Here is a 21,873-nt window from a genome sequence, read left to right as displayed (position 1 = left end):
GCCGCATCCGCAGGCGGCGGCATCAGGCCTGCGCAAGCCGGGACCCGCGGCCCGGCTGACCCGCAGCAGGCAGCCGGCCGGGCCCGGAGTCTCCGCCTTAACGGATGGTCAAACAGGCAATTACCCGCTAGGAGCAGCCCGATTGTCTCCGGCGGCTTCATTGCGAAGCCTTCGGACGCAAGCCTCTAAACAAGAAACGAGCGAGACAATGACCGCTGCGAGGGAACAGATCCCGGCGTCTGAGATGCAGGCTGCCGGTTACAAATTCACACTGAAACAGGCGCTGACCGGGGCGCAAATGCTCTTTGTCGCCTTTGGCGCGCTGGTGCTGGTGCCGCTGCTGACGGGCCTCGACCCCAGCGTGGCGCTGTTCACGGCGGGGCTTGGGACGCTGATTTTCCAGGTCGTGACCCGCGGCCAGGTGCCGGTGTTCCTGGCGTCCTCCTTCGCCTTCATTGCCCCCATCATCTATGGCGTGCAGACCTGGGGCATGGCGGCCACCACCGGCGGGCTGGCTGCCGCGGGCCTGCTTTATGTCGCCCTCAGCTTTGCCATCCGCGCCTTCGGCTCCGGCTTCCTGCACCGGCTGCTGCCGCCGGTGGTGGTCGGCCCCGTCATCATGGTGATCGGCCTGTCGCTGGCGCCGGTGGCGGTCAACATGGCGACCGGCCTGGCAGGCGACACCCAGGTGATGCCGCGCAACACTGCGCTGCTGCTGGCTGCGGTTTCGCTCGGCACCACCATGCTGACGGCGATCCTGGGCCGCGGCATCATGCGCATCGTGCCGATCCTGGCAGGCGTCGCCGCCGGCTGCACTGCCGCGCTGATCCTGGGTGCCGTGACCGGGCAAAGCCTGATCAGCACCGCCGCCATCGCAGACGCCCCCTGGTTCAAGGTGCCGGGCTTTGTCGCGCCCGAATTCAACCTCGCCGCCATCCTGTTCATCCTGCCGGTCGCCATCGCCCCCGCGATTGAGCATTTCGGCGACATCCTGGCGATCTCCAACGTGACCAAGCGCGACTATATGGAAAAGCCCGGCATCCAGAACACAATGCTGGGCGACGGTCTTGCCACTGCCGCCGCGGGCCTCTTGGGCGGTCCGCCCAACACCACCTATTCCGAGGTCACCGGCGCCGTGACGCTCACCCGCGCCTTCAACCCGGCGATCATGACCTGGGCGGCAATCTTCGCCATCGCGCTGTCCTTTGCGGGCAAGCTCTCCGGCGCGCTGTCGGCAATCCCGATGCCGGTGATGGGCGGCATCATGATCCTTCTGTTCGGCATGGTCACCGTGGTCGGCCTGAGCGTGCTGGCCAAACTGGGCGAAGCGCTGACCGAGGCGCGCAACATGGTGATCATCTCCACCGTGCTGATCATCGGCCTGGGCGGCCTGACGCTGGAATTCGGCGAAGGCTTCACGCTGGCGGGCATCGGCCTCTCCGGCGTTGCGGGCCTGCTCTTGAACCTGATCCTGCCGAAACAGCGGGACTGATCCTGAACCGGGACGGAGCCGCCAAACCGGCGGCTCCCCTCACCGTTCCTCCGGCTCCAAATGCCGGATGCGCGCCACATGCGCGGCAATCTCTTCCCGGCTGAACTTCGAATGCACCCGGCGGGTTGAGGCCGGGTCCTTCTCCAGCCCCAGAGCCAATTCCGGCCGCCAGGCTTGTTTCGGCCGGATGGGGCGCGGCGCAAAGCCGCCGCCGCAGGTTGGGCAGACATTGTGCAGCACCTGCTCCACGCACGCCGCGCAATAGGTGCACTCCGTATGTGCAGATCCGGGCATCCGCAGCCTCCGGCGGCAGGTCCTTGTCGCACAATTCGCAATTGGGGCGCAGTTCCAGCATCAAACCCTCCCTGATCCAGCCGCAACCCTGCCCCGGTTCTCTGTGCCCCGCAAGCCCCGCCACTGGCGCCCGCGCTGCGCGCCCGCGCGGCGCCACGCCCAACCGCGGGGGCGGTGCAGCTCCGCTGCATCCCGCGCGGGCGGGAGCCCTCCCCTGCGGCATAGCGCCAGCCCCCGGAAAACAGGGTAAATCCTGCCCGTTTTCCCGCCCAACCCACATTGCGAAAACCGCCACTTTCCCTATAGTGCGCGCTCCACAAGCCGCGACAGGAGCCACCAGCCATGGGTGACATCAAAGTAGGCATCATCATGGGCAGCCAATCCGACTGGCCCACCATGAAGGAAGCCGCCAATATCCTCGATGAACTGGGCGTAGCCTATGAGGCCAAGATCGTCTCTGCCCACCGCACCCCGGACCGGCTGTGGAGCTATGGCAAGAGCGCGGCTGAGCGCGGCCTGCAGGTGATCATCGCAGGCGCCGGGGGTGCTGCCCACCTGCCCGGCATGGTCGCCTCCAAGACCCGCGTTCCTGTTGTGGGCGTGCCGGTCCAGACCCGCGCCCTGTCGGGTGTCGACTCGCTTTACTCCATCGTGCAGATGCCCAAGGGCTTCCCGGTTGCCACCATGGCCATCGGCGCTGCCGGTGCCGCCAACGCAGGCCTGATGGCCGCGGGTATCCTGGCGCTGCAGGACGCAGACCTGGCCCAGCGCCTGGACGACTGGCGCGATGCACTCTCCGCCTCCATCCCCGAGGAACCCTCCGATGACTGACGTGCTCGCCCCCGGCTCCACCATCGGCATCCTCGGCGGCGGCCAGCTGGGCCGGATGCTATCGGTCGCGGCCTCCCGCCTCGGTTTCAAGACCCATATCTTCGAGCCCGGCGCCAACCCGCCCGCAGGCCATGTCGCCGACCAGGTGACCACCGCAGGCTACGAGGACGCCGAGGCGCTCGCCGCCTTCGCGGCTGCCGTCGACGTGATCACCTATGAGTTCGAAAACATTCCAACCTCCGCGCTGGACCTCCTGGAATCGCAAAAACCGATCCGCCCGGGCCGCGAGGCGCTGCGGATCAGCCAGGACCGGCTGACGGAAAAGAGCTTCCTGCAGGACCTCGGCCTGCAAACAGCACCCTTTGCCGACATCACTGATCAGGCCAGCCTGGACGCCGCGCTGTCCGAGATCGGCGCGCCCTCGATCCTGAAGACCCGCCGCTTCGGCTATGACGGCAAGGGCCAGGCCCGCATCAAGTCGGCTGACGACGCAGGCGAAGCGCTCGCTTCCATGGCAGGCGCGCCGTCGATCCTCGAAGGCTTTGTCAATTTCAGCCACGAGGTCTCGGTCATCGCCGCCCGCGGCGTGAGCGGCGAGATTGCCTGTTTCGACCCCGGCGAGAACGTCCACCGCGACGGCATCCTGCACACCACCACCGTGCCTGCAAAGCTGAGCACAGGCCAGCGCATGGACGCGGTGCTGATGGCGGGTAAGATCCTGAACGCGCTGGAATATGTCGGCGTCCTCGGCGTCGAACTCTTCGTCACGCCCCAGGGCCTGATCGTCAACGAGATCGCCCCGCGCGTCCACAATTCCGGCCATTGGACCCAGAACGGCTGCACTGTCGACCAGTTCGAACAGCACATCCGCGCGGTGGCCGGCTGGCCCCTGGGCGACGGCCAGCGCCACTCCGACGTGGTGATGGAAAACCTGATCGGCGATGACGTGGACCGCATCCCCGAACTGGCAAAAGAGGCCGGCTGCGCCCTCCACCTCTATGGCAAGGCGGAGGCCAAACCGGGCCGCAAGATGGGCCATGTGAACCGGGTGGTGAAGGCGGAAGGCTGATCCCCGTCCGGGCAGGTGGGGCTCTGCCCCCGGACCCATTCTCAACTTGGGGCTCTGCCCCAAACCCCGGGATATTTGCGGCCAGAAGAAGCAGGCGGATCCGTGAAAGCGGCCCCGCCGGTTTCACGCGCCGCAAAGAGGGCCATCCGGCCTGATGCGCGGCGCCGCTCCGCTAGGCCAGGAAGCGGCCCGCCACTTCCCCGGCCATATAGCTGACCCGCCCGCCGGAAATCGTCGCCGCGACCCGCTGAGTTGCCTTGTCCAGCACCAGGATATCGGCGCGCTTGCCTGCCGTCAGCGTTCCGCGGTCTGTGAGGCCCAGCATTTGCGCAGGCCCATCCGACACCAGCCGCCACGCGCCCGCCAGATCCAGCAGGCCGGAGCGCTCCAGCATCAGCGCTGCACGGCGCGGGCTGGGGTAGTGGTAGTCGGATGCCAGCGCATCGCACAGCCCCATGGCGATCAGCTCGACGGCAGAGGCATTGCCCTTGTGCGAGCCGCCCCGCACCACATTGGGGGAGCCGAGGATCACCGGATCGCCCGCCGTGCGCGCGGCCTCTGCCGCCTCCAGTGTTTCAGGGAACTCGGCAATCCGCGCGCCGCGTTCGCGCCAGACAGCGCGGTTCTCAGCAGTCTGGTCGTCATGGCTGCCCAGCCGCACATCCAACGCAACCAGTTCGCGGCAGAGCGCATCCAGACTGCCCGGCACCTCATCCCGGCGCGCGTGCATGTCTTTCAGCATCTGCCAATGGACCTCGGGGTTGCGCCCCGCCTTCAGCGCCTGTCCGGTCAGCCGCGGCGGCTTCTTGCCCTGCGCCAGCCGCTCATGCGGCAGGTGGTCGTTGAACACCACATACGGCACCTGCCAGCCGGCCACTTTCGCAGCCAGCCCGGCGTAATCCTCCAGCATGTGGATCTCAAACCGCAGCTGCGGCAGCAGATCGGTCACCACGGAGCCGCGCACCGCCTGGATCGCTTCAAACACCTGCGCCGCAAACTCAGGCCCGCGCAAGCCCCCTTCCCAGGAGTAAAACTGCGCCAGCACCGCAGTAGTGATGCCGTTGGCGGCCAGCTCCGCCTCGGCGGCAACCACGCCCTCGGCCATCTGCTTCATTGCGCCGCGGCGCGGTGCCAGATGGCGTTCGAACCCGTCGCCATGCACGTCCACGATCCCCGGCAGCACCAGATAGCCGGAGAGGTCCACCGCCCGCCCCGCCGGCGCCGCGGCCACCAGCCCCTCTGCAATGGCGATCTCACCGCCGCGCTCCAGCCCGCCGGGGCGCAGCACGTCACCGCCCTGCAGGGTCAATTCCAACGTCATTTCTCCGCCTCTTCACAGCCGCCGTTCAGCTGGCAGGCCTCGCCGATGATCTCTTCCACTGCCGCCAGCCAGGTGAGCGACGGCTCAAACCGCCCTTCCTCCAGAAAGTGCAGCGCCTGCGCCATCACCTGCGGGTTGTTCATCATGTAGGTGTGGGTGACCGGCAGCGTCAGATGCGCGGCCATGCCGTCCACCTTCGTGCTGTCCACTGAAACCTTGCCGTCATCCGCGCCCGGGATCAGCGAGGAGAACAGCGGGTTCAGCGTCTCATTGCCCGCAATCACCCCCAGCTCGAAATCCACCGGCGGCAGGCGGTTCGGCAGGCTCTCTGCCCCGGTGCCCAGCTGCAGGCCGGCAGGCCCGTTCAGCAGGCCGAACACCTCCCAGTCGCCCAGCTCGTCCACCAGCTCGCTGCCCTGGTTCGGCGGCCCCATCATCACCACCCGGCCCAGGTTCTGCGGGCGGTTGTCCTGCAGCCAGAACCGCAGCAGGATGCCGCCCATCGAGTGGCTGACCACATGGGTTGTCTCCCCGCCGCAGGCGGCAAAGGCCTCCGGCAAAGTCTCCTGCGCCAGCACCTGAATGGTCTCCTCGGTGGAGGCATATCCGGGCCGCACCACGCCGTACCCGCGCGACTGCAGCACTTCCTCCATCACCGCGAACGAGGTCTCGGTGCGTGCCAGCCCATGCAGCAGGATCACGCAATCCGCCGCCGCAGGCAGCGGCAGCAGCGCCGCAGCGGCGGCCGCAAAATATTTCAGAACATCACCCATGCGCCCCAGATAAGCGCAAGCCGCGGCACAGGGAAGCCCCCTCGCCTATTTGGCCGCCTGCGCCTTGCGGCCCGGCGCCTGCAGCACCACCAGCGCAATGCCGCCCAGCACCGCCGCGCTGCCAAAGACCAGCCGCAGGGTGATCGTCTCGCCCAGCAGCACAGCCCCCGCCAGGATGGCAATCACCGGCACGCTCAGCTGCACCGTCGCCGCCACCGCGGGCAGGATCTGCGGCAGCAAACGGTACCACAGCGCATACCCCATGCCGGAGGTCACCGCGCCCGACAGCACCGCCAGCACCGCGCCATAAAGGCTGACCGTGCTGCCGCCCAGCCACAGGGCAACCGGCAGGAACATCGCCGTCGACCACAGGAAATTCACCGCCGTTGCCGCCAGCGGCTGCGCCGCGCCGCGCCCCAATATGCTGTAGATGCCCCAGCCCAGCCCCGCCGCCGCCATCAGCAGCGACGCGCCCAGGGGCGCCGTGCCGGAGCCGTCGGGCCAGACCACATAGGCCAGCCCCAGAAAGGCCAGCACCGCCCCCGCCAGCTGGCCGCCGCTGGCCGGAGCGCCGCGCACCGCCCCCCACAGGAACATCGACACCTGCACGACGCCGAACAGCACCAGCGCGCCAAGCCCCGCGTCAAGCTGCTGATAGGCCAGCGAAAACCCCGCGATATAAAGCGTCAGCGCCGCACCGCCCCTCAGGCTCATCCGCAGGCCCTGGCGCACCGCCAGCCCCTGCGCCTGACACAGAAGCACAAGCATCGCCGCGCCGGAGGCCAGCCGCAGCAGGCCAAAGCTGCCCGCATCCATATGCCCGCCCCCGATCGCCAGGCGGCTGAGGATGGAGTTCGCGGCAAAGGCGGTCATGGTGAGCGAGACAAGAAGAAACAGGCGCATGGCAAAGGGCTAGCCTGCCCGGCGGCGCAGGGCCAGTGGAATCTCAGCGGCCCGGCTTCAAGGCCCCCCACCCTTTCACCTTTGCGCACATACTCCCGCCGGAGGCAGGCCCGCGCCGCGGGCCTTCCCCCGTCATAACGAAAAGGGGCCGCCTTGATAGGCAGCCCCGAATCTTGCAGTCATCAGCGGCGGGCTTCCGGCAGATTAGCCTGTACGGCCAATCGCCTTTCGCCCATCACAAATCCCAAGGGATTTGTGATTACATCATGCCGCCCATGCCGCCCATGCCGCCCATGTCGGGCATGCCGCCGGCTGCGCCTGCGCCTTCTTTGGCGGGCTTGTCGGCCACCATCGCTTCGGTGGTGATCAGCAGACCAGCAACCGAGGATGCGTCTTCCAGCGCGGTGCGGGTCACCTTGGCCGGGTCGATCACGCCGAAGGAGAACATGTCGCCATATTCACCGGTCTGCGCGTTGTAGCCAAAGGCGCTGTCCGCGGATTCGCGGATCTTGCCGGCCACCACGGCGCCGTCGACGCCTGCGTTCTCGGCGATCTGGCGCAGCGGCGCTTCGATGGCCTTGCGGACGATGTTGATGCCTGCGTTCTGGTCAGCGTTGGCGCCTTCCAGGCCTTCCAGGCCCTTGCCGGCCTGCACCAGGGCAACACCGCCGCCGACGATCACGCCTTCCTGCACGGCTGCGCGGGTCGCGTTCAGAGCATCGTCCACACGGTCCTTGCGCTCTTTCACTTCGACTTCGGTCATGCCGCCGACGCGGATCACGGCCACACCGCCTGCCAGTTTGGCAACGCGTTCCTGCAGCTTCTCGCGGTCGTAGTCAGAGGTGGTTTCCTCGATCTGGGTGCGGATCTGGGCAACGCGTGCTTCGATCTCGGCCTTCTCGCCAGCGCCGTCGACGATGGTGGTTTCGTCTTTGGTGATGGTGACTTTCTTGGCGGTGCCCAGCATGTCCATGGTGACGGACTCGAGCTTCATGCCCAGATCTTCGGAGATCACCTGGCCGCCGGTCAGGATCGCGATGTCCTGCAGCATGGCCTTGCGGCGGTCGCCGAAGCCCGGTGCCTTGACGGCTGCGATTTTCAGGCCGCCGCGCAGCTTGTTGACAACCAGGGTTGCCAGCGCTTCGCCTTCGACGTCCTCAGCGATGATCAGCAGCGGCTTCTGCGACTGGATGACCTGCTCCAGCAGCGGAACCATCGGCTGCAGCGAAGACAGTTTCTTCTCGTGCAGCAGGATCATGCAGTCTTCCAGATCCGCGACCATCTTGTCGGCGTTGGTGACGAAGTAGGGCGACAGGTAGCCGCGGTCGAACTGCATGCCCTCGACCACGTCGGTCTCGGTTTCCATGCCTTTGTTCTCTTCGACGGTGATGACGCCTTCGTTGCCGACTTTCTGCATCGCGTCAGCGATCTGGCGGCCGATTTCAGCTTCGCCGTTGGCGGAGATGGTGCCAACCTGCGCAACCTCGTCGGAGTCTTTCACTTCGCGGGCCATGTCCTTGATGCCCTGAACAACCTTGGAGGTCGCCAGGTCGATGCCGCGCTTCAGGTCCATCGGGTTCAGGCCGGCAGCAACCTGCTTCAGGCCTTCTTTAACGATGGCCTGGGCCAGAACGGTTGCGGTGGTGGTGCCGTCGCCGGCTTCGTCGTTGGTGCGGGAAGCAACTTCCTTCACCATCTGGGCGCCCATGTTCTCGAACTTGTCTTCCAGTTCGATTTCCTTGGCAACCGACACACCGTCCTTGGTGATGCGCGGCGCGCCGAAGGATTTGTCCAGAACCACGTTGCGGCCTTTGGGGCCCAGGGTCACTTTCACGGCATCGGCCAGAATGTTGACGCCCTTCAGCATGCGGTTGCGGGCATCGGTGTCGAATTTGACGTCCTTAGCAGCCATTTTTCACTCTCCTAGAGTAATCTGTAATTGTCAGCGAGGGATGGGATCAGAGAAGCCGGACGGCTTACTCGATGATGCCCATGATGTCGCTTTCTTTCATCATCAGCAGCTCTTCGCCGTCGACGGAGACCTCGGTGCCCGACCACTTGCCGAACAGGATCTTGTCGCCAGCCGAAACGGCCATCGCGATCAGCTCGCCGCTGTCCTTGCGTGCGCCTTCGCCAGTTGCGACGACGACGCCTTCGCTCGGCTTTTCTTTTGCGGAATCGGGGATGATCAGGCCGCCCGCGGTTTTTTCTTCGCTTTCGGTGCGGCGCACCAGCACGCGGTCATGAAGCGGTTTCAATGCCATCTTTGCAGCTCCTTAAAAAGGCTCAAAGGTTGTTATCTGTTGGACCTCCGCCTCCCCGGCGGGGCCGTTATCACTCACACGGGGCGAGTGCTAACGAGGGGAAGCTAGGCATCGCGCCGGACTGAGTCAACAGCTTTGCACAAGAAAATTTAAAGCCCCCTGGCCGCGGCCGGGAACCGGTCCTTGAGGTGCCTGCAAGATGCTGATTTTGAACACTTAACCAGCCTCCCGGCGCAGTCCGCAACCGGCCGGGGCTACGCCTCCCAGCTCTCTGCCCAATGCACCAGGCCGTCGCGGCCCGCGCCGGTCAGCTGGTAGACACCGGTCGCCACCCGCTCGAACCAGCCATAGTGATTGCTGGCCATCAGCCGGGTGGCGCGCGCCACGCCGGTGGCCCTGGCCACCTCCGCCCCCTTGCTGGGGCCTGCCTCGGCCAGATGCGCCGCACAGGCCAGCGCGTCCTGGCGGTAGGCGGTGACAATGCCGTGCCGGGTGGCGCCGCCTGCATTCGGGTCGCCGCGCAACGCCTGAAACTCGCGCAAGAGCCGCGCCTGCTTCTTCTTCGACTTGCGCGGGGCATAGGGGCCCGGATCGCACTGCACCTCTGTGCGGCCATCCTCCAGCACCGTGATCAGCCCCAGCCCCAGCCGCCGGCACATCGCCAGATTGTCCTTCAGCATCCGCCGCGCCTGCCGCCCCTTGGGCCGCGGCACCGCGATATAGACGTGATCTGTGACTGCCAGCCTGGCCACCGCCTGGTGGAACAGCGACAGCGAAAACTTCAGCTTCAGCTCGACGATCACCGGCGGCTCGGCACCGCGGACAGCCACCACATCGGCAGCCCCCACCTCGCCCTTCACGGCATAGCCCTGCCCCTCCAGCAGCGCCTTGACCGGCGGATACAGCTGATCTTCGCGTTCCATGCCGCCATGACTGGCATCAAGCGCCGCCGAAGGCAATCCGCCGCGCGGTTTTACGGTCCGGACGGCAGGTTTTACATTGCCGCCCCCCCTGCCCCGCCCTAGGGTCATACACTCAGTCCACAGTACCGGACCTCCGGGGAAAGGGCGCTTGATGAAACGGATTGCACTTGCCTTGGCCCTGGTCCTGCAGGCCTCTGCCGGATTGGCCGCCTGCCGCGGCATCGACTACCGCGACCACCTGCCGCCCGCCACCGAAGCGCGGCTGGAGCGCGAGATGGCCGCCACCCCGTTTTCCCGCGGCAATCATTGGGTTGCGACCAAGGGCAGCCGCACCATCCATGTGATCGGCACCATGCACGGCGGCGATTCCCGCATGGCCCGGGTGATGCGCAACCTGCGCCCGGCGCTGGCCTCGGCCCAGGCGATCTATCTGGAGACTTTGCAGCCCGGAATGGAGACGCCGGACACCATGCCCGCGTCCCTCGCCAGCAGCTTTCTGCTGCCGCAAGGGCAGGAGCTGCGGCACCTGCTGGGCAAGGAGGCCTGGCAGCATTTCGAGCTGACCGCGCGGGTCTCCGGCGCCAATCTGGACACCATGAACCGGATGCAGCCCTGGGCGGTGTCGATGTTCCTGGTGCAAAGCGGCTGCCGCCCCTATGGCTTTGGCCTCAAACGCGGGCTTGACGACCGGATCGCCGGTTTCGCCAGCCGCAAGCGGATTCCGGTGGGCGCGCTGGAAACCCCGGCGCAGGCGCTGACGGCGATTGCCAGCCTGCCCCTGCGCGACCAGGCCCGGATGCTGGAGCTGGAGCTGGAGCTGGTGCGCTCCTCCAAGCCCGAGGATGCCACCCCGGTCGAAGCCTATTTCGACCAAAGCGTCTGGTCCGCCTTCGTGCTCGCGCCGTGGATCAGCGCCCAGTACAGCAGCTTTTCCGGCGCCGAGACCGCGCGGCTGTGGCGCCAGTACAATGACCGCCTGCTGGACCAGCGCAACAAACGCTGGATGAAGGTGATCCTGGCCGCCCGGCAGCAGCGGATCGTGGTTGCCGTCGGCGCGGCGCATCTGCCCGGCAGGAACGGCGTCTTGAACCTGCTGCACCGCCAGGGGTTCAGCCTCACCCGCGCGGCGTGGTAGACCCGGCGTATCGCGCTTTCCTTCTCCCGGTTCAGGACCTGTCTGTCATGCGGCTTTTCTTCACCATCGTCTTTCTGCTGCTGCCCGCCGCGCTGTGGGCGGGCTGCACCGGCACCGACCTGCGCACCACCCTTCCGGCCGACGATACGGCCCGCCTCCAGGCGCGGGCCGCAGCCGCGCCCTTTGCCGAAGGCAATCACTGGATCGCCCGCCGCGGCACCCGCACCGTGCATGTGATCGGCACCATGCATATCAATGACCCGCGGATGGACCCGGTCACCGCCCGGCTGGCCCCGATCGTCCGCGAGGCCGGTCTGCTGCTGATGGAGGCCAGCCCCGCCGACAAGGCCGCGTTTGAACAGAAGCTGGGCCGCACCCCGTCGCTGATGCTGATCACCGAAGGGCCGACGCTGATCGACCGCCTGCCGCCGGAGGAGTGGGACAGCCTGGCCGCCAAGGCCCGCGCGCACGGGGTCGCCCCCTGGATGGCCGCCAAAATGCGGCCCTGGTTCCTGGCCCTGTCGATGGCGGTGCCGCCCTGCGTGCTGCGGCAGCCGGACTTCAAGAACGGCCTCGACCTGCGCCTGGCTGCCGCGGCGGATCAGGCCGGGGTGCCCATCCGCTCGCTCGAAGACCCGATGGCCGTGATCCGGATGCTGGACGGCGACCCGCTGGAAGAGCAGGTCCGCCAGCTGCGCGCCTTTACCGCCCTGCTGGGCGGCGGCCAGGACGATTTCTTCACCATGGCAGAGGCGTATTTCGACCAGCAGGTGCTGCACGCCCTGCACCTGAGCGAGCAGGAGTTTCTGCACAGCGATGCCCTGACCCGGGAAGAGCGCGAAGAGCTGTGGAGCGACGCGATGCAAGAGCTGCTGGACCAGCGCAATCAGTCCTGGATCCCGGTGATCGAGGCGGCAGAAGCAGACACCATCGTGGTGGCCGCAGGCGCGCTGCACCTGCCGGGCGGGAACGGCGTGCTGAACCTGCTGCAGCAGCAGGGCTACAGCCTGGAGCGCGCCCCGTTCTGAACACAACGCCGCATTGCAGCAGCTGCGGGGTGACAAGCCTGTCCGCCGCCCCTATAAGGCGCGCAAATCTCCCCTTTTTGGACTCATGAGTGAACAGGACAGTCACATGACCATTCAAGTTTTCGGCCATAAATCCCCCGACACCGATTCCACCGGCTCCCCCATTGTCTGGGCCTGGTACCTGAACGAGGTGAAGGGCGTCGCCGCCGAGCCCAAGCTGCTGGGCGAGCCGAACACCGAAGCGGCCTTTATGCTGCAGCGCTGGGGCCTGGAGAAGCCTGCGATCATCGAGGATGTGGCCGATGATGCGGCTGTCGTGATCGTCGACACCAACAACCCGGCAGAGCTGCCCGCCAACATCAACGGCGCCGATGTGCAGGCGATCATCGACCACCACAAGCTGGTCGGCGGCCTGGAAACCAAAGGCCCCATCGACATCACCATCCGCCCGCTGGCCTGCACCGCCACCATCATGCATGACCTGATGGGCGACGATGCCGCCAAGATGCCCGAGGCCGTCAAGGGCGCGGCGCTGACCTGCATCCTGTCCGACACCCTGGAATTCCGCTCCCCGACCACCACCGCGCATGACAAGGCCGTGGCCGAGAAGCTGGCCGCCGATCTGGGCATCAGCATCTCCGACTATGCTGCCGAGATGTTTGCCGCCAAATCCGACGTCTCCTCCTTCTCCGATGCGGAGCTGCTGCGCATGGACTCCAAGGTGTATGAGGTCGACGGCACCAAGTTCCGCGTCTCCGTGCTGGAAACCACCGCGCCGGCCGTGGTGCTGGACCGCAAGGCGTCGCTGATGGACACCATGACCACTGTCGCGGCCGAGGACGGCGTCGATCAGGTGCTGCTGTTCGTGGTCGACATCCTGAACGAGGAAGCCACCCTGCTGGTGCCCAACGACCTGGTCAAAACCGTGGCCGCCAAGTCCTTTGGCGCCGAAGCCGCTGGCGACACCGTGGTGCTGCCGGGCATCATGTCCCGCAAAAAGCAGATCATTCCGAACCTGAAAGTCTGATCCGCCTCAGGTTTGTGAAACGCCAAAGGCGCCCCGCGGGGCGCCTTTTCTTTTACGGGTTCTTTTACGGGGCACGAATTGTCCGGCGCAGGGCGCCGGCCTTGCAGCAAGGCGGCGGGGTTACAGCCCCAGATCCTGGCTGATCTTGCGGAACAGGCGCTGCTGGGTGTTGCCGTTGACCTGCTTGCCGCGCTGGTGCCGGTACCAGTCGCCCTTCTCGTTCAGATAACGCTCCCACACCGTGCCGTCCGGAGCCGTGACGAACTGCCAGCAGCTCTTGTGCGGATATGCTTTGACCGCGCCGCCTTCGGCCTTGTGCCAGTTAGCCTCGTGGCACAGTTTGCTCCTGCTGGTCACATACCACTTGCCGATGCCGACCGCGTCCTTGGTTTTATTGATCCCCTGAAAACGGCCGTCCGGCGCCCAATAGGCGTGGCCGCCGCTGTTCCAGTTCGAGGTCTTGCCCGCGTAAAGCTGCTGGATCACCTCAGGGGGTGTCGCCTTGGCCCCCTTGGGCTTGCCGCCGGCCAGAACCGTTGTTGCCGGCAGGGCCGCCAGAACGGATGCAACTACCGCCAGTTTGAGGCTGCGTTTGATGGCTGTCATTGTGAAATCCCCCTTCCCCGGGACGGGCCGCGCCGGCACGCGAAGAGAGGCCTCTGGCAGGCGCTGCCAGCTTCGGCCGGCACCCCCCCGGCGTACCTGATGCCCCTGAATGCCAGGGGCCGCCGTTACTCGTTACACACTTGCGCCTGCCAGACACGGCACCTCGGCCGAAAGGCCGGGCCGCCAAAGCAGCGTGCAAGAATCCCGGCCATGCGCCAACCTATCGAAATGGATAGGATTCAGGGGGCGACCGCTGCCGTGCGGCCCGGCCTTCCGGCCACTGTTTCAGGCCGCTGAACGCAGGCAAGGCCGGCTTGGGCGCCGGCCCGCACACGGCCCTGACAGAGCTCAGGCAGATCTGGGCAGCTGGGCGTCATCCTCCGGCCAGGCCTCGCTGCCGTCATTGAAGTCTTCCCAGCGGGTGTCATCGAGCGGCCCGCCATGCGCTGTCGGCACGGGCCGGGGCGGCTCTGCGGGAGCTGCGGCGTGGTCGTCCCAGGCCTCTGCAGCGGGCACCTGCACCGGCGCCGCACCCTGCCCCTCGCGCAGGACAAACTGCCCGACCAGCTGGTTCAGCCCCACGGTCTCGGCATTCATCGACCGGATGGCAGAGCCGGATTGCTCCACCATGGAGGCATTCTGCTGGGTCACCGAGTCCAGCTGGGAAACACCGATGTTGATCTCGTTCAGCCCCTGCGCCTGTTCAGCGGATTCGCTGGAGATGCCTGAGACCAGCTCGGCAATGTTGCTGACCTGGCTGACCACCGTGGACAGCGCCTTGCCCGCACCGTCCACCTTGTGCACCCCGTCCTCCACATGGGCGGAGCTGGCGCTGATCAGGGTCTTGATTTCACTGGCCGCCTGTGAGGAGCGCTGCGCCAGCGCCCGCACTTCGGAGGCGACAACCGCAAAGCCGCGCCCGACCTCGCCCGCGCGGGCCGCTTCCACCCCGGCGTTGAGCGCCAGCAGGTTGGTCTGGAAGGCGATGTCGTCGATCACACCGATGATCTGCGAGATTTGCTGGGAGGAGGACTCGATCGCGTTCATCGCGGTCACTGCGCCTTGCACCACCTCGCCGCTGTGTTCCACATCCCGGCGGGCGGAGTTCACCACTTCCTGCACTTCCTGGGCGTTGCGCGCCGAGGAGTTGACGCTGGCGGTCATCTGTTCCAGTGCCGCGGCGGTCTGCTCCAGGGTGGCTGCCTGGCTTTCGGTGCGCGACGACAGGTCCTCCGACGCGGATTGGATTTCACCCGACTGCCGCTGAATGCGGGCGCCGGCCTGGACCACTTCGGACATCAGCTCATTCAGCTTGTCGACGGTCTCATTGTAGTGCACCCGCAGCGCGTCGTAGTCGCCGGTGAACTGTTCGGCGATCCGGTCGCTCAGGTCGCCGTTGGACAGGCGCTGAAGACCGCTGCGCAGCCGTTCGATCACCTGCTCGCTTTCCTCGCGCAGCGCGTTCTGCTCATCCAGGGCGGAGATCACCCGGGCCGAAACCGCGTCGATGTCCTTGGCGATTTCGCCGAAATCATCGGCGCGCATCCGGTCGGCCACCTTGAGTCCCAGATCGCCTTCGGCCACCTCCCGCAGCGCCGCTCTGAGCCGCCCGATCGGGCGGACGATGTTCAGCGTCACTTTGCGGGCATTGTGCACAATCACCGCCAGCGCAGCCGCTGCAAAGCCAAGCATCAGATACAGCAGCTGGGTGTCATGAGCGCGCGCAGTTTCCGCAGTCTGTTCGACAAACGCCTTGATTTTCTTGCCCAGCGGCTCCAGCAGGCTGTCCATCGCCGCGTATTCCGCCTGCAGACCCGGCAGCGCCGCCTGAGCGGCTGCCGCATCCGTAAAGGCCAGTTTCGCAACCTTCTCTGCCGCCTCAATAAATGCCTCAGAAGCAGGGCCAAGCTCTGCCACCCGCTGGCGGATTTCATCAGTCATATCAACGTTCTGCAAGGCGGCCACGGCATCGCGCAGAGCCTGGCTGTCGCTGGCAATCCTGGCATTCAGCCCCGCCTTCTTGGCCTCCTTCCCGCCAGGCCCGACCACCAGCGCGTAGACCGCAGAGGCCTCAATCGCGTCATGCATCTTGTCGGCCATCAGCTCATGCCGGATGACATTTGTCGCGTTGATCTGCCGCTCCAGCTCCAGCTCGCTCTGCCAGAGGCTGTAGACCGCCGCGGCCGAGAGTATGACAACGGAAACGATCGAAACCGCGCCTGAAAAAATCAGCCGGGTTTTCATGGGAAGAGTTCGGAACATAACTAACACACCTTAGAGCTGTTTTCAGCGCTGACCTTTTCCGCTTAGATTTAAGTAATCCTGAAGCCGGATAAGCGCCGGCAGGATTTTTGCGGTTTTTTTTTGGTACAGCGCACACCGCTGCCGCACTGGCCTTCGCCAAGTGCCTCTGCCATAGGTGAGACAACAAGACATTTGCGTGAGAGATGCCGACATGACCCAGATCATTTCCTCCCTTTCCGAGGTCTCCAGCCGTTACAAGGCGCTGTTTGTCGACCTGTGGGGCTGCGTGCACAACGGGATCACCGCCTTTCCCGATGCAGTGGCCGCGCTGCAGGCGTACCGGGCGCAGGGCGGTGTTGTGGTGCTGGTCACCAATTCGCCGAAACCGCGCGCGGGCGTGGCGGCGCAGCTGGGGCAGTTCAACGTGCCGGAGGACGCCTATGACACCATCGCCACCAGCGGCGATTCCGCGCGGGCGGCGATGTTCACCGGGGCGGTCGGCAACAAGGTCTATTTTATGGGCGAGTGGGAGCGCGACGCGGGCTTTTTCGAGCCGCTGCATGTGATCCACGACCCGGTGGAGATCACCCGTGTGCCGCTGAAGGAGGCCGAGGGCATTGTCTGCTGCGGCCCGTTCGACCCGCATGCGGATCCGGCGGTGAACCGGCCCGATTTCCTCTATGCCAAGCAGATGGGCATGAAGCTGCTGTGCGCCAACCCCGATATCGTCGTGGACCGCGGCGAGACACGGGAGTGGTGCGCGGGCGCGCTGGCGCGGCTCTATACCGAAATGGGCGGCGAGAGCCTGTATTTCGGCAAGCCGCACCCTCCGATCTATGATCTGGCCCGCCGCCGCCTGACAGAGCTGGGGCATGACGTTCAGGATGCAGAGATCCTGGCCATCGGCGACGGCCCGCACACCGATATTGCCGGCGCCATGGGCGAAGGCATCGATTCCCTGTTCATCACCGGCGGCCTTGCAGCCAGAGAGACAAAAACATCGGTCCAGCCGGATCCCGAAGCGCTGGAAGCCTATTTGCAGAAAGAGCAGTCCGGCCCGGCCTATGCCATTGGTTTTCTGCGGTAAAACTGCCTGTCCCGCGGCTGCGCGCGGGCGTGTCATGTGACTGCCCAAACGAACCCTGCCCCCACCGGGCGGGGTTTTCTTTTGTCAGAAACCTCTTGATTTTCTGCAACTGCAAAGTAATAAAGTTGCGCAAGCGGCCATTCCGGCGCGCAAAAGTTACAACGCCAAAACGGTCACGCCATGCGATCAGGACATATGATCAGGGCCGGGCGAACGGAGGATGAGATGTTGGACAACATGCCGCGCGGAACCATCTGCATCGAAGACATCGAGATGGGCATGGTGCGCTATCTGCGCAAAGTGATCACCGATGAGGACATCGAGAAGTTCGCCCAGGTCTCGACCGACCGCAACCCGGTGCATCTGGATGACGATTACGCCCAGGACACCATTTTCGAGGGCCGCATCGCGCATGGGATGCTGACCGCCGGGCTGATCTCGGCCGTCATTGGCGAGCAGCTGCCGGGCCATGGCACCATCTACATGAGCCAGTCGCTGAAGTTCCTGGCGCCGGTGCGCCCGGGCGACCTGGTGCTGGCGGAGGTCGAGGTGACCGACATCGTGATCGACAAGCGCCGGGTCAAGCTGGACTGCCGCTGCATCGTCGACGGCAAGAAGGTGCTGGTGGGCGAGGCCATGGTGATGGCGCCGTCGCGCAAGTTCGACTGAATTTACTGTACGCAGCAGGTTCAGCCGCCGGGGGCCTTTGCCCTTGGCGGTTTTGTTTTGCTGGTCTGTTTCGTTCGTTCCGTTCGGTTCTGCGCTGAAGCCCAATTAAGGGGGCGGCGCCGCCGGGTGGAGGTGGACAGACCCCGCCGGGGGCCTGCTCGGACAGGATTTCCTGAACGACCCCCTTTTTATCAGGGCCGGTCTCCGGGTGTTGCGCAGGCAGCCCATAGATGCCTGGGCCTCGTATCATGGTTCCCGCGCGCGGGAACCATGGCGGGGGATCGCGATCAGGAGGCAGTTTGGCATTTACACGTGAGAATTGCGTGAAGGGGGCGTACGGTGGGGGCGCAACGCCCCGGTGAGGGTGGGCCATCCCGCCCGGAATCAAGGCGCGCAGCGCCGCCGGGCGAGCGCCTGCCCGCCCCACCGGGCTGGCGCTTTGGCAAGTGCAGTAGTCCCATGATGAGTTGTACGGACGTTGCAGGGATAAACTGCCATGCATAGCCGTTGCAGCGCCACCCCGCGGGCATGCGCTCGTCCTGCTCCCGCCCTCCCCCGCCACTGGCCGCTTGAACCGCCGCGCGGCTACGGGTACGGATGCGCCATGCGTATCGTCAGAGATTTTGAATTCGTTGAAGTGCAGGACCGGGGCGCCACCGTTGCCATCGGCAACTTCGACGGCGTGCATCTGGGTCATCAGTCGGTGATCAAGCTGGCCCGCAAGGCGGCGCCGGATGCGCCCTTGGGCGTGATGACGTTTGAGCCGCACCCGCGGGAGTATTTTGCGCCGGATGCGCCGCCGTTCCGGCTGATGCGCGCCGAGACCCGTGCCCACCGGCTGGAAAAGCTGGGGGTGGAGCGGCTGTATGAGCTGAACTTCAACACTGCGCTGTCGAGCCTGACCCCGGAGGAGTTTGCCCGCGACGTGATCTTTGAAGGGCTGGGGCTGGCGCATGTTGTGGTGGGCGCCGATTTCTGTTTCGGCAAGGGGCGTGCGGGCAATGCCGAAGACCTGCAGCGGTTTGGCAAACAGTACGGGTTTGGCGTGACGATTGCGCCCCTGATGGAATATTCCGAACACGCGGTGTCCTCCACCGCGATCCGCAATGCGCTGAGCGAGGGCCGGCCTGCCGATGCCAAGGAGATGCTGGGCCACTGGCACCGGATCGAAGGCGTGGTGATCGGCGGCGAGCAGCGCGGGCGGGAGCTGGGCTTCCCCACGGCAAACATGTCGATTGACGGGCTGCATCAGCCGCGGTTCGGGGTCTATGCGGTGCTGGTCGATGTGCTGGAGGGGCCGCATAAGGGCAGTTACCACGGCGCGGCCTCGATCGGGGTGCGGCCGATGTTCGGCGGCGTGGTGCCGAATATCGAGACCTATCTGTTCGATTTCTCCGGCGACCTTTATGGCGCGACTCTGTCGGTGGGGCTGGTGGAATTCCTGCGGCCTGAGCTGAAGTTCGACGGGCTGGACGCGCTGACCGCCCAGATGGATGCGGATTGCGCCCAAGCGCGCGAAATCCTGGCGGCGCTATGAGACGGCGCAAGGATGTGATCGACCGCTCCGGCCTGGGCACGCGCTTCTGGGAAAAGAAGCCGCTGGCGAAGCTCAGCCAGAAGGAATGGGAAGCGCTGTGCGACGGCTGCGGCAAATGCTGCCTGAACAAGCTGGAGGATGAGGACAGCGGCGAGGTGGCGCTGACCCGGGTGGCCTGCCGCCTGCTGGACGACAGCAGCTGCCGCTGCGCGCAATATCCGATCCGGCATCAGTTCGTGCCGGAATGCATCGTGCTGAAACCGGACAACCTGGACACCCATGCCTATTGGATGCCGGAGACCTGCGCCTACCGGCTGTTGTGGCAGGGCAAGCCGCTGCCGGAGTGGCATCCGCTGCTGACCGGCACGCCGGAAAGCGTGCATGAAGCCGGCGTTTCGGTGCGCGGCTGGACGGTGTCGGAGTTCGAGATCGCCGAAGAAGAGTGGGAAGACCACATCATCGAGGAGCCGCTGGGCTGAGCAGCCGCCGCCGGGCGGTCGGGTCGCATCAAATTTGACGCGCATCCAGCACAACCACTGGTTGCAAATCTCCGTGTTCAAGCCGAAACTGCTGCCAGCCGGTTGCGGCTGCCGCCTGTCTGGGCGGCGGCCGTAAAACCGGGCAATAAGGAGGCAGCAGAAAATGCCGTTTGAGCATGGCACCTATTTCACCGCCGCGGATGAGCGCAAGACCAGGGCCTTTCTGGCCGGTCTGGGGCTGAGCCCGCGGCAGGAAACTCAGATCCGCGCCTGGCACCGGTCCCGGCTGAGCGCGCAGCTGTCGCTGTGGTCCTCGGTCGCGGCGGCGGCCGGGATTGCGCTGGGGTATTTCCTTGCAGGGGTGTTCTGACGTTCCGGCGGCGCGGCCATTGCCGGCTTGGCAGCGGCGCGGGGCTGGAATAGGTCTGGATGCGGACAGCCGCAACAGAGCAAGGACCCCGCCCGATGCATTTCGCCTCCGACAATTCCGGCCCGGTGCCGCAGCAGATCCTTGACGCCCTGTCCGCAGCCAACCGGGGCTATGCCATGGGCTATGGGGCGGATGCTGAGATGGCCGAGGTGACGGCGCGGATCCGGGAGATCTTTGAGGCGCCGGAGGCGGCGGTTTATCTGGTCGCGACCGGCACGGCGGCCAATGTGCTGGCGCTGTCGACCCTGGCGCAGCCGTGGCAGACGGTGTTCTGCACCAAGCCTGCCCATATCAACATGGACGAATGCAACGCCCCGGAATTCTACAGCGGCGGCGCCAAGCTGACGCTGGTGACGGAAGCGGACAAGATGACCTCTGAAGGGCTGCGCGCCGCCATCGAGGGTGAGGAGACCCGCGGCGTGCACGGGCCGCAGCGGGGGCCGGTGTCGCTGACGCAGGTGACGGAGTTCGGCACCGTCTACAGCCTGGCGGAGCTGCAATCGGTCTGCGCCGCGGCCAAGGAATACGGGCTGCCGGTGCATATGGACGGCGCGCGGTTCACTAATGCGCTGGTGTCTCTGGGCTGCACGCCTGCCGAGATGACCTGGAAGGCGGGTGTGGATGCGGTGTCGTTCGGCGGCACCAAGAACGGCTGCCTGGGGGTGGAGGCGGTGATCTTCTTTGACCCGAAACACGCGCAGGAGTTTGAGTACCGCCGCAAGCGCGGCGCGCATCTTTTCTCCAAGCACCGGTATCTGTCGGCGCAGATGCTGGCCTATCTGAACGATGATCTGTGGCTGAAGAACGCCCGCGCGGCCAATGCCAAGGCGGCGCTGCTGGCCGAGGGGCTGGAAGCGGCGGGGGCGCATTTCACCCATCCGGCGCAGGCCAACATGATCTTTGCCGCCCTGCCCCGCGGCAGGCATCAGGCGCTGTTTGCCGCCGGTGCCATCTATCACCTGTGGGACGGGCTGCTGCAGGGGCCGGAGAATGAGCTGGTCACCGCGCGGTTCGTCTGCGACTGGTCGGTGCCGGACGAGGACATCCGGGCGTTCCTGTCGCTGCTTTGATCCCGGGCCCGGCGGCGGCTACTGGCGGTCCTGCGCCCAGAGCAGCGCATCCTCCAGCCGGTCGTCGCCCCAGAATATCTCCTGGCCCACGGCAAAGCTGGGGGCGCCGAAGATGCCCAGGGCCATTGCCTCCTGCGTGGCATCAGCCAGCATTTTGACGGTCGTTTCCGACTGCGCCTCTTCCAGCACACGGGCCGGATCCTGGCCAGCGGCCTCCAGGCTGGCGGAGAGGTTCGGGTCCTCCCCCGCGGGCTGGCCCGCCTCGAACCAGCAGCGGTAGGCGGCCTGGGTATATGCCTCGCCCCAGCCTTCTGCCGCGCCCAGCGCCGCGACCTGATTGGCGAGCACCAGTTCCGGCAGCGGATAGGGTGCGGGCAGCCGCACATGGAAGCCGTAGCGCTGCGCCCGGCGTTCGACGTCGCGCCACATATAGGCGGTCTTTTCCGGCTTGTCCTTGAACGGGATATTGTTTTGCACCGTCATCACGTGGCGCACGTTGAAGGGGCGCCAGCGGACCGGCACACCCGCCTGCGCCGCCGCATCCGCGATCCGCATCACGGTCAAGTAAGTGTAGGTGCTGCCGATCGAATACCAGAAATCCAGTCCGGGCATGGAAGCCTCCTGTCTGTCGTGACCTGCGGTAGAGTTTAGGGTTGGCCGGCAATTCTTCCACCTGCGCGCTCTGCGCTCC

General features: G+C 65.9%; 22 protein-coding genes. 12 read left to right on the top strand and 10 right to left on the bottom strand.

The features are described 5' to 3' along the window. Positions 1–208 precede the first annotated feature (208 nt). Positions 209–1,492, top strand: a complete 1,284-nt coding sequence (locus ACTRWG_RS17410) for a uracil-xanthine permease family protein (RefSeq protein WP_462829697.1) — start codon at positions 209–211, stop codon at positions 1,490–1,492. Between the two features lie 39 nt (positions 1,493–1,531). On the opposite strand, the gene ACTRWG_RS17405 is transcribed toward ACTRWG_RS17410, so the two are convergent. Continuing rightward, positions 1,532–1,786 (bottom strand): DUF1272 domain-containing protein, encoded by a 255-nt coding sequence (locus tag ACTRWG_RS17405; RefSeq protein WP_245597335.1) that lies wholly within the window; start codon positions 1,784–1,786, stop codon positions 1,532–1,534. 342 nt (positions 1,787–2,128) lie between these two features. On the opposite strand from ACTRWG_RS17405, the gene purE reads away from it, so the two are divergent. Then, positions 2,129–2,617, top strand: a complete 489-nt coding sequence (gene purE / locus ACTRWG_RS17400) for a 5-(carboxyamino)imidazole ribonucleotide mutase (RefSeq protein WP_027234850.1) — start codon at positions 2,129–2,131, stop codon at positions 2,615–2,617. Then, positions 2,610–3,686, top strand: a complete 1,077-nt coding sequence (locus ACTRWG_RS17395) for a 5-(carboxyamino)imidazole ribonucleotide synthase (protein WP_462829696.1) — start codon at positions 2,610–2,612, stop codon at positions 3,684–3,686. Before purE ends, ACTRWG_RS17395 begins: the two co-directional genes overlap by 8 nt. A gap of 172 nt (positions 3,687–3,858) precedes the next feature. Here ACTRWG_RS17395 and ACTRWG_RS17390 read toward each other — a convergent pair whose 3' ends face one another. From ACTRWG_RS17390 to ACTRWG_RS17365, 6 genes are all read right to left on the bottom strand, one after another. Further along, complete coding sequence (locus ACTRWG_RS17390) at positions 3,859–5,007, bottom strand: alpha-D-ribose 1-methylphosphonate 5-triphosphate diphosphatase (RefSeq protein WP_462829694.1); 1,149 nt, start codon at positions 5,005–5,007, stop codon at positions 3,859–3,861. Beyond that, on the bottom strand, positions 5,004–5,780 hold the full coding sequence (locus tag ACTRWG_RS17385; protein WP_462829692.1) for an alpha/beta hydrolase: 777 nt from the start codon (positions 5,778–5,780) through the stop codon (positions 5,004–5,006). The genes ACTRWG_RS17390 and ACTRWG_RS17385 overlap by 4 nt, the downstream gene beginning before the upstream one ends. 45 nt (positions 5,781–5,825) lie before the next feature. Beyond that, a complete protein-coding gene (locus tag ACTRWG_RS17380; RefSeq protein ID WP_462829690.1) occupies positions 5,826–6,683 on the bottom strand; it encodes a DMT family transporter in 858 nt (285 codons plus the stop codon). A gap of 259 nt (positions 6,684–6,942) precedes the next feature. Continuing rightward, positions 6,943–8,595, bottom strand: a complete 1,653-nt coding sequence (groL, locus tag ACTRWG_RS17375) for a chaperonin GroEL (RefSeq protein ID WP_027234855.1) — start codon at positions 8,593–8,595, stop codon at positions 6,943–6,945. Positions 8,596–8,659: 64 nt separating this feature from the next. Beyond that, positions 8,660–8,947, bottom strand: a complete 288-nt coding sequence (locus ACTRWG_RS17370; RefSeq protein ID WP_027234856.1) for a co-chaperone GroES — start codon at positions 8,945–8,947, stop codon at positions 8,660–8,662. A 254-nt stretch (positions 8,948–9,201) separates the two neighbouring features. Continuing rightward, positions 9,202–9,870, bottom strand: coding sequence for a DUF2161 domain-containing phosphodiesterase (locus tag ACTRWG_RS17365; protein ID WP_259958708.1), 669 nt, complete (start codon positions 9,868–9,870; stop codon positions 9,202–9,204). Between the two features lie 151 nt (positions 9,871–10,021). Here ACTRWG_RS17365 and ACTRWG_RS17360 point away from each other — a divergent pair, with 151 nt between their 5' ends. The 3 genes from ACTRWG_RS17360 to ACTRWG_RS17350 all read left to right on the top strand — a co-directional run bounded on the left by ACTRWG_RS17360 (position 10,022) and on the right by ACTRWG_RS17350 (position 13,060). Then, positions 10,022–11,005, top strand: coding sequence for a TraB/GumN family protein (locus tag ACTRWG_RS17360; RefSeq protein ID WP_027234858.1), 984 nt, complete (start codon positions 10,022–10,024; stop codon positions 11,003–11,005). Between the two features lie 47 nt (positions 11,006–11,052). Next, complete coding sequence (locus ACTRWG_RS17355; RefSeq protein ID WP_462829686.1) at positions 11,053–12,033, top strand: TraB/GumN family protein; 981 nt, start codon at positions 11,053–11,055, stop codon at positions 12,031–12,033. Positions 12,034–12,139: 106 nt separating this feature from the next. Further along, a complete protein-coding gene (locus tag ACTRWG_RS17350) occupies positions 12,140–13,060 on the top strand; it encodes a manganese-dependent inorganic pyrophosphatase (RefSeq protein ID WP_462829684.1) in 921 nt (306 codons plus the stop codon). 120 nt (positions 13,061–13,180) lie between these two features. Here the strand turns inward: ACTRWG_RS17350 and ACTRWG_RS17345 are convergent, their stop codons facing one another. Both ACTRWG_RS17345 and ACTRWG_RS17340 read right to left on the bottom strand, forming a co-directional pair. Beyond that, positions 13,181–13,666, bottom strand: a complete 486-nt coding sequence (locus ACTRWG_RS17345; RefSeq protein WP_462829683.1) for a DUF995 domain-containing protein — start codon at positions 13,664–13,666, stop codon at positions 13,181–13,183. Positions 13,667–14,014: 348 nt separating this feature from the next. Next, complete coding sequence (locus tag ACTRWG_RS17340) at positions 14,015–15,928, bottom strand: methyl-accepting chemotaxis protein (protein WP_027234862.1); 1,914 nt, start codon at positions 15,926–15,928, stop codon at positions 14,015–14,017. A 193-nt stretch (positions 15,929–16,121) separates the two neighbouring features. On the opposite strand from ACTRWG_RS17340, the gene ACTRWG_RS17335 reads away from it, so the two are divergent. The 6 genes from ACTRWG_RS17335 (at position 16,122) to ACTRWG_RS17310 (ending at position 21,182) form a co-directional block, all read left to right on the top strand. Continuing rightward, a complete protein-coding gene (locus ACTRWG_RS17335) occupies positions 16,122–16,997 on the top strand; it encodes a TIGR01459 family HAD-type hydrolase (protein ID WP_027234863.1) in 876 nt (291 codons plus the stop codon). A 225-nt stretch (positions 16,998–17,222) separates the two neighbouring features. Beyond that, positions 17,223–17,666 carry a MaoC family dehydratase gene (locus tag ACTRWG_RS17330; RefSeq protein ID WP_019298602.1) on the top strand — a complete coding sequence of 148 codons (444 nt, stop codon included), beginning with the start codon at positions 17,223–17,225 and terminating at the stop codon, positions 17,664–17,666. 604 nt (positions 17,667–18,270) lie between these two features. Continuing rightward, on the top strand, positions 18,271–19,203 hold the full coding sequence (locus ACTRWG_RS17325; RefSeq protein ID WP_027234864.1) for a bifunctional riboflavin kinase/FAD synthetase: 933 nt from the start codon (positions 18,271–18,273) through the stop codon (positions 19,201–19,203). After that, positions 19,200–19,682, top strand: coding sequence for a YcgN family cysteine cluster protein (locus ACTRWG_RS17320; protein WP_036797167.1), 483 nt, complete (start codon positions 19,200–19,202; stop codon positions 19,680–19,682). The genes ACTRWG_RS17325 and ACTRWG_RS17320 overlap by 4 nt, the downstream gene beginning before the upstream one ends. Positions 19,683–19,845: 163 nt before the next feature. Next, on the top strand, positions 19,846–20,052 hold the full coding sequence (locus ACTRWG_RS17315; RefSeq protein WP_027234866.1) for a hypothetical protein: 207 nt from the start codon (positions 19,846–19,848) through the stop codon (positions 20,050–20,052). A gap of 95 nt (positions 20,053–20,147) precedes the next feature. Next, the gene (locus ACTRWG_RS17310) at positions 20,148–21,182 is read left to right on the top strand and encodes a threonine aldolase family protein (RefSeq protein ID WP_027234867.1); all 1,035 of its coding nucleotides are present in this window, start codon (positions 20,148–20,150) and stop codon (positions 21,180–21,182) included. Positions 21,183–21,200: 18 nt separating this feature from the next. Here the strand turns inward: ACTRWG_RS17310 and ACTRWG_RS17305 are convergent, their stop codons facing one another. Further along, the gene (locus ACTRWG_RS17305) at positions 21,201–21,794 is read right to left on the bottom strand and encodes a 2-hydroxychromene-2-carboxylate isomerase (protein WP_027234868.1); all 594 of its coding nucleotides are present in this window, start codon (positions 21,792–21,794) and stop codon (positions 21,201–21,203) included. Between the last annotated feature and the right edge of the window lie 79 nt (positions 21,795–21,873).

It is taken from the genome of Leisingera sp. G5_S3_59_S7, assembly GCF_054968485.1.
The sequence above is the reverse complement of the archived record's forward strand: the minus strand, read 5'-3'. Positions and strand labels throughout refer to the sequence as shown.